Origin of the sequence: Streptomyces sp. NPDC050625 (genome assembly GCF_040654755.1) — a bacterium.
GTDB lineage: Bacteria > Actinomycetota > Actinomycetes > Streptomycetales > Streptomycetaceae > Streptomyces.
Window position 1 is genome coordinate 626567 of record NZ_JBFAIQ010000002.1, and the last position, 16967, is coordinate 643533.

General features: G+C 69.9%; 15 protein-coding genes. 8 read left to right on the plus strand and 7 right to left on the minus strand.

What is annotated here, in order from left to right; all coding sequences use genetic code 11:
* Window positions 1-234 precede the first annotated feature (234 nt).
* The 5 genes from AB0I54_RS06960 to AB0I54_RS06980 all read right to left on the minus strand — a co-directional run bounded on the left by AB0I54_RS06960 (window position 235) and on the right by AB0I54_RS06980 (window position 5024).
* A complete protein-coding gene (locus AB0I54_RS06960; RefSeq protein WP_363294852.1) occupies window positions 235-1470 on the minus strand; it encodes an MFS transporter in 1236 nt (411 codons plus the stop codon).
* Window positions 1471-2194: 724 nt separating this feature from the next.
* Complete coding sequence (locus tag AB0I54_RS06965) at window positions 2195-3283, minus strand: HEXXH motif-containing putative peptide modification protein (protein WP_363294853.1); 1089 nt, start codon at window positions 3281-3283, stop codon at window positions 2195-2197.
* Window positions 3284-3481: 198 nt separating this feature from the next.
* Window positions 3482-3619 (minus strand): hypothetical protein, encoded by a 138-nt coding sequence (locus AB0I54_RS06970; protein WP_363294854.1) that lies wholly within the window; start codon window positions 3617-3619, stop codon window positions 3482-3484.
* Between the two features lie 59 nt (window positions 3620-3678).
* Window positions 3679-3957 (minus strand): hypothetical protein, encoded by a 279-nt coding sequence (locus AB0I54_RS06975; protein WP_363294855.1) that lies wholly within the window; start codon window positions 3955-3957, stop codon window positions 3679-3681.
* Window positions 3954-5024, minus strand: coding sequence for a hypothetical protein (locus AB0I54_RS06980; protein WP_363294856.1), 1071 nt, complete (start codon window positions 5022-5024; stop codon window positions 3954-3956). Before AB0I54_RS06980 ends, AB0I54_RS06975 begins: the two co-directional genes overlap by 4 nt.
* 553 nt (window positions 5025-5577) lie before the next feature.
* Between AB0I54_RS06980 and fusA the strand changes: the two genes are divergently transcribed.
* Window positions 5578-7614 (plus strand): elongation factor G, encoded by a 2037-nt coding sequence (gene fusA, locus AB0I54_RS06985; RefSeq protein WP_363294857.1) that lies wholly within the window; start codon window positions 5578-5580, stop codon window positions 7612-7614.
* A 48-nt stretch (window positions 7615-7662) separates the two neighbouring features.
* On the opposite strand, the gene AB0I54_RS06990 is transcribed toward fusA, so the two are convergent.
* Window positions 7663-9528 carry a coagulation factor 5/8 type domain-containing protein gene (locus AB0I54_RS06990; protein ID WP_363294858.1) on the minus strand — a complete coding sequence of 622 codons (1866 nt, stop codon included), beginning with the start codon at window positions 9526-9528 and terminating at the stop codon, window positions 7663-7665.
* A 213-nt stretch (window positions 9529-9741) separates the two neighbouring features.
* On the opposite strand from AB0I54_RS06990, the gene AB0I54_RS06995 reads away from it, so the two are divergent.
* From AB0I54_RS06995 to AB0I54_RS07025, 7 genes are all read left to right on the plus strand, one after another.
* Window positions 9742-11058 (plus strand): sugar ABC transporter substrate-binding protein, encoded by a 1317-nt coding sequence (locus AB0I54_RS06995; RefSeq protein ID WP_363294859.1) that lies wholly within the window; start codon window positions 9742-9744, stop codon window positions 11056-11058.
* A gap of 5 nt (window positions 11059-11063) precedes the next feature.
* Entirely contained in the window at window positions 11064-12050 is a 987-nt protein-coding gene (locus AB0I54_RS07000) for a sugar ABC transporter permease (protein WP_363294860.1), read from the plus strand.
* Window positions 12043-12924 carry a carbohydrate ABC transporter permease gene (locus AB0I54_RS07005; protein WP_363294861.1) on the plus strand — a complete coding sequence of 294 codons (882 nt, stop codon included), beginning with the start codon at window positions 12043-12045 and terminating at the stop codon, window positions 12922-12924. Before AB0I54_RS07000 ends, AB0I54_RS07005 begins: the two co-directional genes overlap by 8 nt.
* Before the next feature lie 26 nt (window positions 12925-12950).
* Window positions 12951-14315, plus strand: a complete 1365-nt coding sequence (locus AB0I54_RS07010; RefSeq protein ID WP_363294862.1) for a GH1 family beta-glucosidase — start codon at window positions 12951-12953, stop codon at window positions 14313-14315.
* 22 nt (window positions 14316-14337) lie between these two features.
* On the plus strand, window positions 14338-14574 hold the full coding sequence (locus tag AB0I54_RS07015; protein WP_363294863.1) for a hypothetical protein: 237 nt from the start codon (window positions 14338-14340) through the stop codon (window positions 14572-14574).
* Window positions 14575-14654: 80 nt separating this feature from the next.
* Complete coding sequence (locus tag AB0I54_RS07020; RefSeq protein WP_363294864.1) at window positions 14655-15284, plus strand: hypothetical protein; 630 nt, start codon at window positions 14655-14657, stop codon at window positions 15282-15284.
* A 52-nt stretch (window positions 15285-15336) separates the two neighbouring features.
* On the plus strand, window positions 15337-16083 hold the full coding sequence (locus tag AB0I54_RS07025; protein WP_363294991.1) for a YcnI family protein: 747 nt from the start codon (window positions 15337-15339) through the stop codon (window positions 16081-16083).
* An 84-nt stretch (window positions 16084-16167) separates the two neighbouring features.
* On the opposite strand, the gene AB0I54_RS07030 is transcribed toward AB0I54_RS07025, so the two are convergent.
* The gene (locus AB0I54_RS07030) at window positions 16168-16944 is read right to left on the minus strand and encodes a CDP-alcohol phosphatidyltransferase family protein (RefSeq protein WP_363294865.1); all 777 of its coding nucleotides are present in this window, start codon (window positions 16942-16944) and stop codon (window positions 16168-16170) included.
* Window positions 16945-16967 lie beyond the last annotated feature (23 nt).

Below are 16967 nucleotides of genomic sequence, written 5' to 3' on the forward strand. Positions count from 1 at the left end.
CCACTGGTCGTTGAGTCCCTGGAGCTGGAAACCGGAGGAGGGCAACCGGATCCAAGGACTCCATTTATGCATTCATCCATCCTTAAATGGACAAATTGTGGCGGATTCCACGCCCGGCCGTTCCGGTGGGAGTCGTAGGGCGGAGGGGGCCTGTCGGACGAGCGGGCCGGCTGCGGCGGCGCGGGTGAGGTGATCGGTACCTGTACGAGAACCAGGTGGGCCCCGGTCAGTGCGTCAGCCGGAGACCTCTCCCACCGCCGGCTGTCGGCGACGCAGCGAGCGCAGCATCTCCCACACCACGAAGGCCAGCGGAATCGCGCCGGAGACGATCACCTGGCCACGGCTGGAGACGAGACTGTTGGGGGTGCCCAGCACATAGCCGAGGCCGATGCAGCACCGGGACAGGGCCTGGTAGCAGGCCCAGGCGCTGCCGTGCACCTCGGCGGGGACATTGGTGTGCACCGCGTTGCGTAGACCCACGTTGCACACACCGTTGCCGAAGCCTGCGAGCAGGAACAGCGGGAAGATCACCGGGGCCATGGGCAGCGCGCCGGCGAGCACCAGCCCGACGGAGATGCCGAGCACCCCGCCCAGGATGAGCGCGGTGTGCCGTTGCGACCATCCCGCACGGCCCGCGAGCAGTGCGCCGGGGATGCTGCCCAGCGCCCAGGTCGCCAGGAAGAGGCCGAAGACGCTGTCGTTGCCGTCCGCCACGTCACGCAGGTAGTAGACGCCCGCGACGCCCTCGATGCTGGTGGCCAGCATCGCCGCCGCCAGTGTGGGGATGAGCGCGCCGACGACCGGCGCGTGCCGCAGCGCCCGGTATCCGTCCGACAGCTTCGTCGCGGGCCTGCGGCCGATGGCCACGTCCACCGAGCGGGGGACGGCGAGCGCGGTGCACCAGGCGAGCACCAGGAACGAGACACCGTCGGCGCCGAGCAGGAACGCGGTGCCCCACACGGAGTGCAGCAGGCCCGCCAGCGCGGGACCGATCAGCCCCGCCACCGAGAGTCCCGCGGTGAGCAGACTGTTCGCCCGGCCCGTGTGCTCCTCTCCCGCGATGACGGGGAGCATCTTGAAGCCCGCGGCCACCGAGGCCACTCCGGCCAGACCCGACAGGGCGATCAGGCCCACGCGCAGATGGAAGGCGTCCACGGCGGCGGCACCGCCGAGCGACAGCGCCTGGACCACCAGCGCCCACAGGCACACGGACCGCGCGCTGACCCGGTCCACCAGCGACCCGATGAACGGCGCGCCGATCACCGTGGGCACGAGCTCGGCGAGGAAGACCTCCGTCACGCCGAAGCGGAAGTCCTTGTCCGCCGCGTCCAGCACCATGCCGAGGGAGGCGAACGAGTCGCCGACGCGTGAGAAGAGAGTGCCCGCGATCAGAACCAGGGCGGGAGCGGGGACCAGCATGCTCCGGCGCAGCGGGGCGAACGTCGTCTTCCGCGTCTTCTGCGTGTCCAATCGAGTCCAATCCATTCGCTTGCCGCGTTCACATCAAGCTGCTGCGGGAACAGATTAGGCCTGAGCGCAAAACACAAGGGCGTCCATCGGCCAACCGAGACATCACCGCCCGTGACTTCCACGGTGATGCGTCCCTCGTATGCGAGTCCCGGTTTCTCGGCCATTGCCCGAACTTCACGAGAGGTCCACACGCGCTCTTGATGAATCCCCCGGAACACTGGGGAACGCATTCGCATCCCCTGTCGCGCGCCTCGACGAAGTCGTTGTGGCGCAACTTCCGGGACTCCACGGCGAAGTCGACACCGCGTGGGACCGGCCGCCGGTCGCCCCGCCGGCCTCGAACCCGCAGGTTGCGGACGACTTCCCGCGTATCGGGCGTGGACGTGAAGGAGTTGGGCGTCGCGTTGCCCAACAGCACGAAGTCCAGCGCGCTTTTCGGCCAGATGCGGGAGTCGAGGAGGTTCCCCTTGACGAACCGCGTCTGTCCGGCATGGCGCTCCGGAAAGGGTTTCGTCGTAGCTCCCGAGTTGTCGATGCCAGTCAGATGAATGTCCGGAAAATGCCGGGCCGGCGCGAGACCGGAGAAATAGGACTGAACGGGAATGTCCGGGAACCTCTTCAGAATCCGTGAGAACGGCCCAAAGAACCGGGACGCCGTTTGCCGGGGCCTGTGTCATACGAGGGCCTGGGTCATACCGGGACCTGTGTCATACGGGCGCCTGGTTCATACGAGAGCGGCCTCCGACTCGAACCGATGGACCTGTTCGAGCGCGTCCGCCGTGTACGGCCCGTCCGCGTCCCGTCCGGCCGCCGCCAGGGTCTCCCGGTGGGTGTCCATGACCGCGGCGAGCCAGTCGACCATCGCCCGCGCGTCCGGTCCGAGAGCCGAACGCACCACGCCGCTGCGCACCGCCGCGTCGAAGAACCGCGCCCGCTGCCAGTACTCGGTGAGCATGCCGTCGCATTCGTCCCGGTCGGCCAGGGAGCCTTCCCACACGCTCAGCAGCAACTCCAGCAGATGCGCGTACACATGGATCGTGGACAGGACGCGCAGACAGTCCATCCGGCGTCGTTCGCCCGCCACCGGGTTCCACGGGATGCCGAACAGCGCGCCGCCCAGGTAGTCGTAGTCGGGGTTCACGAGCCGCCGGCAGACCAGCAGGTCGTAGAACTTCTGGTGCGCGGCCTCGTGGAGCACGGCATCCGCCGTCCTGAGCGGACTGGCGAGCACCTGGGTGTTGAGGACGGACACGAACGGCGCCGGAACGATGAACGCGGACTCGATGATGCTGTCCTCGATCAGCACCGCGCCCCGCACGGAGGAGACGATCGAGGCGCCGAACTCGCCGACGGCCGCCTTGATGAGCCGCAGGCCGTTTCCGACGGCCCGGACGTGTCGCGGCGTCGCGGCCACATAGCTGTGCGGCACCGCCAGATCCTCACTGATCACCGTCCTGAGCGCCCGGCCGGCCTCGACGGCCGACCAGTCGGTGGCGAGGGCGTAGGCGTGGCCGGGCACCGCGAGCTGGGTCTGCGGTGCGGCGGAGGCGAACAGCTGGGCGCCTCGCCGCAGGATGCGGGCCGCCTCGGCGGGGTCCTTGCGGCCGTGCAGGGCACGGAAGGAGTCGAGCGTCGTCGAGCGTGCGACGCTGTGCTCGATGAGCGCGGCATCCTGAGCGGGGCTCGGGGGACGGAGCCCCGTGTGCGCGTGCAGCAGCTCGGACGCGATCTCCGAGAAGGTCGCCATGTCGGCGTGGATGCCCGCCGCCGCCCCGAAGGGGCCGGTGCCGAGGAGGTGCCGTGCCTTGGACATGTCCTGTCCCTCCCTCGTGGAGGAAGCCTGGTGGGTGGGGATGTCGGCCGGGTGGGCGCTGAGTGGAGCGTGCGCGGAATCCGGTGCGGCGCGGAATCCGGTGCCGCCGCCCGTGGTGGCGCCGCGGCCGGGCGCCACCACGAGTACGGCTGCGGACCGCCGGGGCTCCTCGGCCCGCGGTGTCCGAGCGCTGCCGGATCAGCTGACCGCGGGGTACTGCGCCTGCGCCTGTATCTCGGGGATCACGGGGCTGGTGGAGCTGCCGTCGTCCTCGGCGTCCGCGGCCAGCTCGGCCAGTTGCTCGACGTCGATCCTGGACTTGTCTTCGGAACCCATGGGTCACACCTCCTCCCGTGCGGGCATCTCCCGTCTCGACCGTGTGGGGGCCTACGGGCCTACGGTCGGGCGGGAAGCTCTTCGAGAAGTCCCGCTCCGGCCAGGCCGTCGGCCCGGCGGGCGAGTTCCTTGCGTGCGTCCGCGTCGCTCTTCTTGCGCAACTCCGCGTAGCGTGCGACGAGTTCGTCGCCGGTCAGGCCGCGCTCGAACAGCTTCAGCAGCAACACCGAACCGGCGTCGACCTGCAGCACCGTGGGAGGCGTGGTGGTGAAGGCGAGGAACCGCCCTTTGATGCTCAACGGCCGGTACTGAATGCCCTTCGCAAGCTTGTAGTTCACGTGTGCACCTCGCGCTGTGGTGTGGCGTGCCAGGTGGTGAGCGTGCCGACGAGACTCGCTGGCAGCTCGTCGCGGACCGCGGCCAGCATCCGTGTCAGCTCCCGGTGCAGCAGCAGCCCGTCCGGCCCGAACTCCCGGCGCACACTGTCGAGTTCGAGCGACCCGAGCAGAAACCCGCCGCGCTCCACGGCCGTGGCCAGCCGCTGCCGCACGGTCCGCGGGTCACAGCCGGTCGCCTCCGGCCGCCCTTGCCGCAGCGCGGTCGTGTGGAGCACCGCGAGATGGGTGTAGACGTGCGCCGCGGAGATGATGCGGCCCGCGGTGAACCACCTCGGTGTCGCCTGGTCGAGACTCCACGGAAGCAGTACGCGCGCGCTGTGTTCGTCGGTGTAACCGGGCCGTACGAGCCGACGGGTCAGGCGCAGTACGGCCATCTTCTCGTGCAGCGATTCGTGGAGCAGGGCGTCCGCGAGACCGAGCGTGTCTCCGTGAAGCGTGGCAGCGGATACGAATACGGTTTCGGGTACCTGGGTCAGATACAGGCTCGGAATGGGCGAGTCGAGTACGACGATCTGGTGCACGAACGGCAGGACACTGTCCGCGATTTCCGGCACGAGATCCCGGAGCAGCAGCACCGCCCGCGAAACCCGTATTTCGTCATCCGTCATGACCCGGAACGGCCGGGCGTGTTCTCCGATTCCCTGTTCCGTCATGACCGAGACGAAATACCTTTCGAACACGGCTGCCGTGGAATCGGTAATCCAGTCCCGCACGTAAATCCGCAGCGCCGGTGCCGCGTGGACACGCAGCGCGGTGGAGCCGTACGTCCGCCACGCCCGTAGTGCCCGGCTCCCCGGGTCCGCGCCCCCGAGTTTCCGGTCGATGGCGCAACGCCTCAGGCAGGCGGCCATTCCATCGCCGTCCGGAAGGTCTCGCAGATCCTTGGGATCACCGAGTCCGGTGGCCCACGCCGCTCCGGAATAAAGGATGTCCCGGTCAGCCAGGAGCGCGTCGGCGTCGGCGACGACACCGGTCGTGGCCAAGGAGACGACGTCGCTCACAGGCATGAATGCCGCCCATCCCGTTCGCCTTTGTTTCCAGGGTGGTCACCCCTTGTTCGCCATATTCTCGGCGGCTATTCCGAAGCATGTCAACGGCCTTCCGGCGGGCCGAACTCCATTTCCACCGGCACTCCAGCAGCGGTCGACTCATGGCGTCGGGACCAGGGTTCGGCCGGTCGGAAAACCGGATGACCGGATCGTGTCGGCCTTCCTACACTCGCCACGGACACACCGCACGCCGCCGTCATTCGGCCGTGCGTCGTGCGCCGTGACGACCAGTGGGACGAGTGAGGGGAGCAGGGCCGTGCCTGACCGCACCGCTTTCGCCGTTCCCCGCGCCCGGTACGAGGTGATCCTGGTGTCCTCGTCCGCCCGGTGCCCGCTGCGCGGCCGGTACCGGACACCCGTGACGCACGACTGACCTCACTCACGCAGGCACGTACGCCTGGTTATTGACGGGCAGTCAGAGAACCTGACATCCATCCGACGTCCGCGTTCGCGTCCGCACGGGAAATCGCGCCGCCCTTTTCCAGCCCCATTTCCCGAAAGGCACCGGGCCGTGCGCACCACTACTCAGACCGCCGTCCGCAATCTGGGCATCCTCGCCCATGTCGACGCCGGCAAGACCACCCTCACCGAGCGGATCCTGTTCGCGACCGGGACCACGCACAAGCGCGGTGAGGTCCACGACGGCACGACCGTCACCGACTTCGACCCCCAGGAGCGCGACCGTGGCATCACCATCTTCGCCGCGGCCGTGAGCTGCGCCTGGGACGGGTACCGGATCAATCTGATCGACACCCCCGGCCATGTCGACTTCGCCGACGAGGTCGAGCGTTCGCTGCGCGTGCTCGACGGAGCGGTCGCCGTGTTCGACGCCGTCGCGGGGGTCGAGCCGCAGAGCGAGTCGGTGTGGCGGCAGGCCGACCGGCACGGCGTACCGCGGATCGCGTTCGTCAACAAGCTGGACCGCGCGGGCGCCGACCTGGACGCGGCCGTCGAGTCGATCCGACGGCGGCTCCACCCGGCTCCGCTCGTCGTGCAGTTGCCGATCGGGTCCGAGGACGGCTTCACCGGCGTGGTGGACCTGCTGCGCATGCGGTCGCTGGTGTGGTCCGACGGCGGTGGCGACGCCGTGGAAGGGCCGGTGCCGGAGGCGCTGCGCGAGGAGGCCGGGCGGCGGCGCCGGGTGCTGGAGGAGGCGGTGGCCGAGCTGCATCCGGTGGCGATGGAGGAGTTCTGCCTGGAGTCCACCGTTGCCACGCCGACCCTCGTCTCCGCGCTGCGGGACCTGACCCGCAGCGGCGACGGAGTGGTGGTGCTCTGTGGCTCGGCCTACCGCAACCGGGGGATCGAGCCACTGCTCGACGCCGTCGTGGCCTATCTGCCGTCGCCACTGGACGTGCCCGCCGTACGGGGCACGCACCAGGGCGTGGAGGAGGAACGGACCGCCGACCCGGCGGCGCCGTTCGCTGCGCTGGCGTTCAAGGTGAACATCACCCCGACGGGGCGGCTGACGTATCTGCGGGTGTATTCGGGAACGGTCGAGAAGGGAGACGCCGTGTGGGACTCGGTCGCACGCCGCACCGAGCGGATCGGGCGGATCCTGCGCGTGCGGGCGGACCGGCACGCGCCGATCGACCGGGCGGTCGCCGGGGACATCGTCGCCGTGGTCGGACTGAAGTCCGCACGTGCCGGCTCGACCCTGTGCGCGCCCGGCGCCCCGCTCGTCCTGGAACCACCCGGTGTCGCCGAGCCGGTGGTCTCGGTGGCGGTCGAGGCCCGCGGCCCGGCCGGGGCCGACCGGCTGGCCTCCGCGCTCGCGCGGCTGGCCGAGGAGGACCCCTCGCTGGTCGTGCGGACGGATCCCGAGACCGGCCAGACGGTGCTGTCCGGCATGGGCGAACTGCATCTTGAGGTCGCGACGGAGCAGCTGCGCCGCGTCCACGGGGTGGAGGTCAACGTCGGTCGGCCCAGGGTGAGTTATCGAGAGACCGTCGGCAGAGGGGTGTCCGGGCTGGTCTTCCGGCACGTCAAACAGGACGGTGGGGCCGGCCAGTTCGCCCACATCGTCCTCGACGTACAACCGCTGGCCGAGGGCTTCGAGTTCCGCTCGACGGTCGTCGGCGGGCGGGTACCGCAGGAGTACGTCCGCGCGGTCGAGGCCGGCTGCCGGGACGCCCTCTCCGAGGGACCGCTCGGCGGCCACCCGGTGACCGGACTGCGCGTCACCCTCACCGACGGGGCGACCCATGTGAAGGACTCCTCGGACACCGCCTTCCGCACGGCGGGCCGGCTCGGTCTCCGGGAGGCCCTGCGTGCCTGCGCGATGGTCCTCCTGGAGCCGGTCGCAGAGGTCACGGTCACCGTGCCCGACGACGCCGTCGGCGGAGTGCTCGGCGACCTCGCCGCACGCCGCGGTCGCGTCTCGGGCTCGACCGCGCGCGCCGGCGCGGCGGTCGTGACGGCAACAGTGCCGCTGGTCGAACTCTTCGGCTACGCGACCCGGTTGCGCAGCCGGACCCAGGGCCGCGGCACGTTCACGGCCCGCCCCACCGGCTACGCGCCGGCGCCGGCTGCGGTGCTCGTGCGGTGATGACCGGTACGGCGGCCCCGTCCCTCGTCGGGCGGGGCCGCCCCCGGCTCACGGGTACGACACGACCGTGGACGGCACCGTGGAGGTACCCGAGGTCGGTGTGCCGGTCTCGTTGATCACGTGTTCGTACTGGCCGTTCCCGCCGAGCGAGACGACCAGGACGTTGTGGAAGCGGACGCCCGGACGGTTCGGTGCGGCGAAGCCGTTGTGCTGCACGATGGTGGGGTCGACGTTGTAGTAGCAGTAGCTGCCGAGGCCCCATGCCTCGTGCGCGGTGACGCCGTCGCCGACCTTGTAGGCGGCGTAGCCCCTGACGGAGCCGTTCTGGATCGCGGCCTGGTCGGGGGCGTCGTACGCCTTCTCGTTCTGGAAGAAGATGGTGCGGCCCCGGCGGCCGTACCACTGCACGTCGTACTTGTTGAAGTGCTCGACGAACAGGCCGGTCGCGAGGACGTCGTCGCCGTTGACCACGACTCCGTAGTCGGCCCGGTTGGTGTCCCAGCCGACGCCGGTGCCGTGGTCGGCGCGCCACACCCAGGTGTGGTCGACGATGGTGTGCCGGTTGTTGATCACCATGCTGGTGGTGGCCTTGCCCGCGCCCGCGCCGCCGATGCGGACGAACACGTCCTGCACGGTGGTGGGGTTGGCGGAGTGGTCGCGGGAGGCGCCCGTGGGCCCGACCTCCAGCAGGGTGCGGGAGTTGACCGGCCCGGCGTCGATCAGGAAGCCCGCGAGCCGGACGCCGTCCACGTCGGCGACCTTCAGGGCCGTGACTCCGTTGTCGGGCACGATCGTCGCGTACCCCAGGCCCAGGACCACGGTACCCGCGTGGTTCACCCGGATCGGCTGGTCCACGTGGTAGATGCCCGGGGTGAGCAGCAGATGAAGGCCTTGCGCCAGCGCCTGGTTGAGGGTCGCGGCGCTGACGCCCGGCTTGGCGACGTAGAACTGCGAGAGCGGCAGCGACGTACCCCTCGGCGTGCCGTTGCCCCAGGTGACACCGCGGGCGTTGGTCCGCTTCTCCGGCAGGAACACACGCAGGTCGCTGCCGCTGACGTACAGGAAGGGCTTCTCGCGGGAGACGGGCGTGGTGTCGAGCGTGGTGTACGGCGGGTTCGGGAAGGTCTGCGCCGGGGCGCCCTCGACCCCGGAGAACACCATGTTCCACACGCCGTTGAGCCAGCTGCGGATCGCGCTGTCACGGGTGTACCACTGCTGCTGCGAGTACGGTCCCACCTGGCCGTCGATACGGCTGTCGGCGATGTAGCCGCCGCTCGCCCAGCCGTAGCCGGTGGGGGAGAGGTTGAGGCCGCCGCGGACGTGCATCCGCCGGAAGGGGGCCGCCTGGGCGACCGCCCAGCGGTTGGTGCCGTTCGCCGGGACCAGGGCGAGGTTCTCCGCCGAACGCCAGAAGTTCTGCGTCGCGTTACCGTTGAACCAGCCCGCGTCGACCGTCACGTCCCCGTTGATGGTCGTGTCGTCGGGGGAGAGGCCAAGGCCCGCGATCGAGGTGTAGAAACCGAGTTGTGCGTTGAGCCCGTGGTAGGTGCCGGGCTTGAACAGCAGTGCGTAGCGGCCGGTGCCGAACTGGGCCGACTCCTGCTGCCGGAACACCGCGTCCAGCCTGGCCTGGATGTCCGGGGTCGACGGGTCGAAGACGAGGACGTTGGGGCCGAGGTCACCGCCGCCGGGCAGGGCGTGCGGGCGGGCCCGGGAAGGGACCGGCATTGCCGCTGCCGGCGCGGCAGTTGTCGGCGCGGCAGTTGTCGGTGTGGCCGTTGCCGGGGCGGCCGTTGCCGGGGTGGACGACAGGCCTGCCACCGTCGAGGCCGCAGCCGCGGCTGCGCCGAGGACGGTTCTGCGGCCGACGAAGTGGCCCTGCGCAGCGGGGCCGTCCGGGGAGTGGGATGACATGGGGCGGCTCTCCTTGTTCAGGAAGCGAACGGTGGGGAGTTCAGGGAGCGCTCTCTCGCCGGGGAATGCTTCATGGCGTGAACACACCCGTCAAGGGGTGTGACCGGAGTTCGTCGGGCTCTGTCGAAACCCTTGACGGACCAGCCTTCCGAGGTTTAACTCACGTCCTAAATTAAGCCATGATGGCAATCCCGGAAGGGGACACCAGGAGCCATGCGCAGCATCCGAGCCGCGGCCGTAGGCGCCGTCACCATGTCTCTCGCCCTGGCGGCCACGGCCTGCGGAGGTGGTTCGTCCAGCGGCGGCGGGTCCAACGACTCGCCGAAGACGCTCACTTACTGGGCCTCCAACCAGGGCGCCAGCATCGCGATCGACAAGAAGGTCCTCCAGCCCGAACTCGACAAGTTCGAGCAGCAGACGGGCATCACGGTGAAGCTGGAGGTCGTGCCCTGGTCGGACCTGCTCAACCGGATCCTGACCGCGACCACCTCCGGCCAGGGCCCCGACGTGCTGAACATCGGCAACACCTGGAGCGCCTCGCTCCAGGCGACCGGGGCGCTGCTGCCGTGGGACGCGAAGAACTTCGGCAAGATCGGCGGCAAGGACCGCTTCGTCGACTCCGCGCTGGGCTCGACGGGCGCTCAGGGCAAGGACCCGGCGGCCGTACCGCTGTACTCGATGGCGTACGCGCTCTACTACAACAAGCAGATCTTCGCCGACGCGGGCATCTCCAAGCCCCCGGCCACCTGGGCCGAACTGGTCGCCGACGGCAAGAAGATATCCGCCAAGGGCAAGTCGGTCCTCGGCGCCGAGGGCTCCAACGTCTCGGAGAACATCCACCACGTCTTCGTCTTCGCCAAGCAGCACGGCGCCGACTTCTTCACCGCCGACGGCAAGCCCGACTTCACCAACGACAACGTGGTCGCCGCGGTCAAGCAGTACGTCGACCTCATGGCCAAGGACAAGGTCATCCCGACCGGCGACGCCGAGTACGCGCAGAACCAGTCCGTCAGCGACTTCGCCAAGGGCAAGCAGGCGATGCTGCTGTGGCAGTCCGCTTCCGCCAACCTCAAGTCGCAGGGCATGAGCGAGGATTCCTACGGCATCGCCCCCGTCCCCGTGCAGTCCGGCACCCCCGGCAGCGGCGCGCAGGTCAACTCGATGGTCGCGGGCATCAACATCTCCGTCTTCAAGAACAGCCACAACCTCGACGGCGCCACCAAGTTCGTGAAGTTCATGACCAGCGACGACGAGCAGAAGATCCTCAACAAGGCCTACAGCTCCATCCCGCCGGTCAAGACCGCCCAGGCGGACGCCGCCTTCAACACCCCCGCGAACGCCGTCCTGAAGAACACCCTCGCGACCAGCGCCGCCGCACTGCCCCAGGTCGCCGCGGAGTCGCAGTTCGAGACCGCGGTCGGCACCGCCGTGAAGGAGCTGTTCGCCGACGTCGCCGCCGGACGCGCGGTGACCACCGACTCGGTGAAGGCCAAGCTGGAGAAGGCCCAGCAGCAGATGCCGGCGGCGTGAGCACGATGACGACCACCACCCCCGTCAGGGAGTCGGTCCCCACGAGTTCCCCCGGGGCGGCGCGCGGCTCGCGCCGCCCCGGGCGGATCCGCCGCGTGGGACTGCCGTACCTGCTGCTCCTGCCCGCCCTGCTGCTCGAACTCCTGGTCCATCTGGTGCCGATGGTGATCGGCATCGTGATGAGCTTCAAGGAGCTCACCCAGTTCTACATCCGCGACTGGGGCAGCGCCCCCTGGTCCGGCTTCGGCAACTACCGGATGTCGGTGGACTTCAACGCCCCCGTCGGCGAGGCGCTGCTGCACTCCTTTCTCGTCACGGTCGGCTTCACCCTGCTGTCGGTCGGCCTGTGCTGGCTGATCGGCACCACGGCCGCGGTCTGCATGCAGGACACGTTCCGCGGCCGGGGCCTGCTCCGGGCGCTCTTCCTGGTGCCGTACGCACTGCCCGTCTACGCGGCCGTCATCACCTGGGTGTTCATGTTCCAGCACGACAACGGCCTGGTGAACCACGTCCTTCACGACCAACTGCACCTCACCGACAAGCCGTCGTTCTGGCTCATCGGCGACAACAGCTTCGTCGCGCTGCTCGTGGTGAGTGTGTGGAAGGGCTGGCCGTTCGCCTTCCTCATCGTGATGGCCGGGCTGCAGAACATCCCCCGCGAACTGTACGAGGCGGCCGCGCTGGACGGCGCCGGAATGTGGCAGCAGATCCGCCGCATCACCCTGCCGTCCCTGCGCCCCGTCAACCAGGTGCTGATCCTGGTCCTGTTCCTGTGGACGTTCAACGACTTCAACACGCCGTACGTCCTGTTCGGCAAGGCCGCCCCCGAGTCCGCGGACCTCATCTCGGTCCACATCTACCAAGCGTCCTTCGTCACCTGGAACTTCGGCACCGGCTCCGCGATGTCCGTCCTGCTGCTCCTGTTCCTCCTCGTCGTCACGGGCGTCTATCTGCTGCTCACCTCACGCGGACGGAGGGCCGCCGATGTCTAGCCCCGCCCGGTCCTGGGTCCCGTCGGCCTCCCCGACGGCCCCGCCGCGCTCCTTCCTGTGGACCCGGCGGATCTTCCTCACGCTGCTCGCCGGCTTCGTGCTGGTGCCGGTGTACGTGATGATCTCCAGCTCGCTGAAGCCGCTCGCGGACGTCACGGGCAAGTTCCGCTGGCTGCCGAGCGACCTGACGATCCGCCCGTACATCGACATCTGGTCGACCGTCCCGCTCGCGAAGTACTTCGTGAACTCGCTGATCGTGGCGGGCGCGGCGACCGTCTGCTCGGTGGTGATCGCGGTGTTCGCCGCGTACGCCGTCAGCCGCTACAGCTTCCGAGGCAAGCGCGTCTTCACGGTCACCGTGCTCTCGACCCAGATGTTCCCGGGCATCCTCTTCCTGCTGCCCCTCTTCCTCCTCTACGTCAACATCGGCAACGCCACCGGAATCGCCCTGTTCGGCTCGCGCGGCGGTCTGATCCTGACGTACCTCACCTTCTCCCTGCCGTTCTCGATCTGGATGCTGATCGGGTACTTCGACTCGGTGCCGAAGGACCTGGACGAGGCGGCGCTGGTGGACGGCTGCGGGCCGCTCGGCGCGCTCTTCCGGATCGTCGTGCCGGCCGCGATCCCCGGCATCGTCGCGGTCGCCGTCTACGCCTTCATGACCGCCTGGGGCGAGGTCCTCTTCGCCTCCGTCATGACCAACGACACCACCCGCACCCTGGCCGTCGGCCTCCAGGGCTACTCCACGCTCAACGACGTCTACTGGAACCAGATCATGGCCGCGTCGCTGGTCGTGAGCGTGCCCGTGGTCGCGGGCTTCCTGCTGCTGCAGCGCTATCTCGTCGCGGGCCTGACGGCGGGCGCCGTCAAGTGAACCCGCCCCGTTCCGAAGGGACTTACGTGTCCGAACGCATCGACCTCGCCGCACTCCCGCACGACTTCCTGTGGGGCACGGCCACAGCGGCGTACCAGATCGAGGGAGCCGTCGCCGAGGACGGCCGATCCCCGTCGATCTGGGACACCTTCTCGCACACCCCGGGAAAGATCGACAACGACGATCACGGCGACGTCGCCTGCGACCACTACCACCGCTGGCGCGAGGACATCGGCCTCATGCGCCGACTCGGCACGAACGCCTACCGGTTGTCGATCGCCTGGCCCAGGGTGATGCCGGGCGGCGACGGCCCGCTGAACCCCAAGGGCCTCGCCTTCTACGACGAGTTGGTGGACGGCCTGCTGGCGGCGGGCATCACCCCCTGCGTCACCCTCTACCACTGGGACCTCCCGCAGGCCCTCCAGGACCGCGGCGGCTGGCCGGAACGGGCGACCGCCCTCGCGTTCGCCGAGTACGCCTCGGCCGTCGCCGAACGCCTGGGCGACCGCGTGCGGCTCTGGGCGACCCTCAACGAGCCCTCCTGCTCGGCCTGGATCGGCCACCTGGAGGGCAAGATGGCCCCGGGTCTGACCGACCTCACGGCCGCCGTCCGCGCCTCCTACCACCTGCTCCTCGGCCATGGCCTCGCCACCCAGTCGATCCGCGCGGCCGCCCCGGGCGCCAGGATCGGCATCGTCAACAACCTCTCCACGGTGTTTCCCGCCACCGACCGCCCCGAGGACGAGGCGGCAGCCCGCCGCCACGACGGCCACGTCAACCGCTGGTGGCTGGACCCGGTCCACGGCCGCGGCTTCCCGGCCGACATGCGCGAGGTGTACGGCGTCGAACTCCCCGAGCGGCAGAACGACTTGGCGACGATCGCGGCCCCGCTGGACTGGCTCGGCCTCAACTACTACTTCCCGGCGTACGTGGCCGACGACCCCACCGGCCCGGCGCCCCGCGTCCGCTCCGTGCGCCGCCCCGGCGTCCCCCGTACCGGCATGGACTGGGAGATCGACGCGAGCGGCATCGAGACCCTGCTGCTGCGCCTGACGGACGAGTACGGCGCCCGCAAGATCTACGTCACGGAGAACGGCTCGGCCTACCCGGACGTCGTCCGCCCCGACGGCACCGTCGACGACCCCGAACGCCAGGAGTACTTGCTGACCCACCTGGCAGCCTGCGCCTCGGCGGCCCGCAAGGGAGCCCCGCTGGCCGGTTACTTCGCCTGGTCCCTCCTGGACAACTTCGAGTGGGCGTACGGCTACGACAAGCGCTTCGGCCTCGTCCACGTCGACTACCGCACACAGGTCCGCACGATCAAGGGAAGCGGACACCGGTACGCGGAGATCGTGCGCGCCCACCGCGACCGCGCACGCAAGGCCGCCTGAGGCGGTCCCCCGGTGGGCGCGAGTGCGGGAGCCCGCGCCCACCGCGAGGGGATCCTGCGCCAAGGGGCTGGGCTTCGACACGGTCGTGATCCCCGACGCGCACACCGACGCGGCTGCCGATCCCACCTCGGCCGCGCTGCGCATGACGTACTACGTGCTGGCCACGCGTGCCCGGCGCGAGCTCCACCTCGCCTACGAAGGGGAGAGCGAGCCGCCGCTCCTTGCACAGGTCGGACCGGGCGAACTGCTGCGTGGGTGACGGGACTTCGCCTGTGCGTCCGCACTGAACCAGAGCGTCGTCGCGACACGTGTCCCGCCACCGTGGGAGGATCACCGACCATGAGCGCGTCCCCGGCGGTGAGGAGTCTGCGCGCCGCTGTGTTCGCCGCGGTGTGTGTGCTGCTCGCTGCCGCCGGGCACGGGCTCGCGATGGGGGCGATGCCGCCGCTGTGGGCCGATGCGGCCGGGTTCCTCGGTGTGTTCGCGCTGGGGTGGCTGCTCGGTGGCAGGGAGCGGTCGCTGGCGGGGATCGGCGCGGCCATGTTCGTCACCCAGGCGGGGCTGCACGTCGGCTTCGACGTGGCCCGGCCCGCCGCCACCCCCATGCCCAGGCATGCCATGCGCACGGTGGTCTCCCATAGTCACGCCGTGGCGGTCATGCACGGTCACAGCATGACGTCCATGACCCGCCCCCACGCGCTCACCACGCACGTCACCGTCGCGCACGTCCTCGCCGCTCTCGTCGCCTCCTGGTGGCTGCGGCGCGGCGAGGCCGCACTCTGGACGCTCCTGCGCCGTGCCGTCGCGCTCGTGCCGGGGCTGGTGGCCTGGTGGCGGGGCTCGCCGTTGCCGGCGCTGGTCGACGGGCTGCGCAGCGCCCCGGACGTCGTCACCCCCTCGCGCCGGCTTCCACTCCGGTATGCGGTGCGTCGCCGAGGGCCTCCGGGCCGGATTCCGTACACGATCTGAGTCAGCCTCACACCCTCCACCCCGTACGGAGATCCACTCACCCATGTCTGCAATGTCCAGGAACCGCATCGCCCTGCGCCGTGCCGCCGCCGTCACCGCCCTCGCCGCCGCCGCTGTCCTCGGTGCCGCGGGCATCGCCTCGGCGCATGTCACCGTCCATCCAGAGAGCTACGCCAAGGGAGCCACGGACGGTCTGCTGACCTTCCGTGTGCCCAACGAGGAGGACAGCGCGAGCACCACCGAGGTGCAGGTCTTCCTGCCCACCGACCACCCCGTCCTCGGCGTGCTCGTCCACCCGCGGGACGGCTGGACCGCCAAGGTGACCACCACCAAGCTCAAGAAGCCGGTCAAGACCGACGACGGGACCATCGACGAGGCCGTCTCCGCGATCACCTGGACCGGTGGCAAGATCGGGGCCGGTCAGTACGAGGACTTCGACGTGGCCTTCGGTGAACTGCCCAAGGACGTTGACCAGCTGACCTTCAAGACCCTCCAGACCTACTCCGACGGCAAGGTCGTCCGCTGGATCGAGCAGGGCGGCGAGGACGAGTCGGAGAATCCCGCGCCGGTGCTGAAGCTCACGGCCGGTGACGACGAAAGCGCCGGTTCGTCGGGCGCGCAGGGCGGCGAAGCCAAGAGCGGGGACGCCAAGAGCGGGTCCGCACAGGCCGTCTCGGACTCGGGCGACCCGAATGACTCCACCGCCCGCAGCCTCGGCAGCGCGGGGCTGATCGTCGGCGTGCTGGGCCTGGCGGCCGGGGCTTACGCGATCGTACGGAGCCGGTCGGAACGGTCGTAACGGTCGGACGGTCGGAACAGCCGTACGCGAAGGGCCCGGAGCAGCAGCTGGTCCGGGCCCTTCGCAGTGTGGGGGGAGGGACGGTCACCGCGCGACTAGCTCCAGCATTTTCTCCCGGGCCTCCAGGGCGGGTGCCTCCACGACGACGGTCCGGGACGTCCGCCACAGCCACAGCACGTCCCGGCCGAACGACCACAGCAGCGAGATCAGGGCCAGCAGCGCCACTGCCGTGTTCGCGACGTGCGGGAGCAGTTCCGAGCCGGCCAGCAGCAGACAGACGCCCTGGATCGCGGCGACCGTCTTGCGGGCGAAGGACGGCGGCAGCGGCGCGTTCAGCCAGGGTGCGACCTTGGCCGCGGCGACGAACGCGTAGCGCATCGCGCCGATCAGCAGCACCCACGGGCCGAGTTGCATCGACACGTACACGCTCAGCACCAGGATCAGGAACGCGTCGACCTCCATGTCGAAACGCGCCCCCAGCGCCGTCGACGTGCCGGTGCGCCGGGCGACCTTCCCGTCCACGCCGTCCAGGATCAGCGCCACGGCCGTCAGGCCCACCAGGAGCGTGACCGGCGGCGAGCTCTCGAAGGAGTCCGCGACCAGCGCCGTCACCCCGCCCACCAGCGTCGCCCGGCCGAGGGTGACCCGGTTCGCCGGGCCGAAGGAACGCAGCCGGGAGCGGTGCAGCGCCCGTGAGAGCACCGCCCAGCTCGCGATCGCGAACGCGAGCCCCGTCAGCCAGCCCGCCGGCCCCATGCCGATCGCCGAGCCGAGCAGGGCCAGCAACAGGATCTGCACGCCCGCTCCCACAGCGGTCTCCTGCTGGACCAGCCTTGCTTCGTAAGTGTTGTTCAGGGCCACCGCACGTCCTCCGGCCGAGTGAC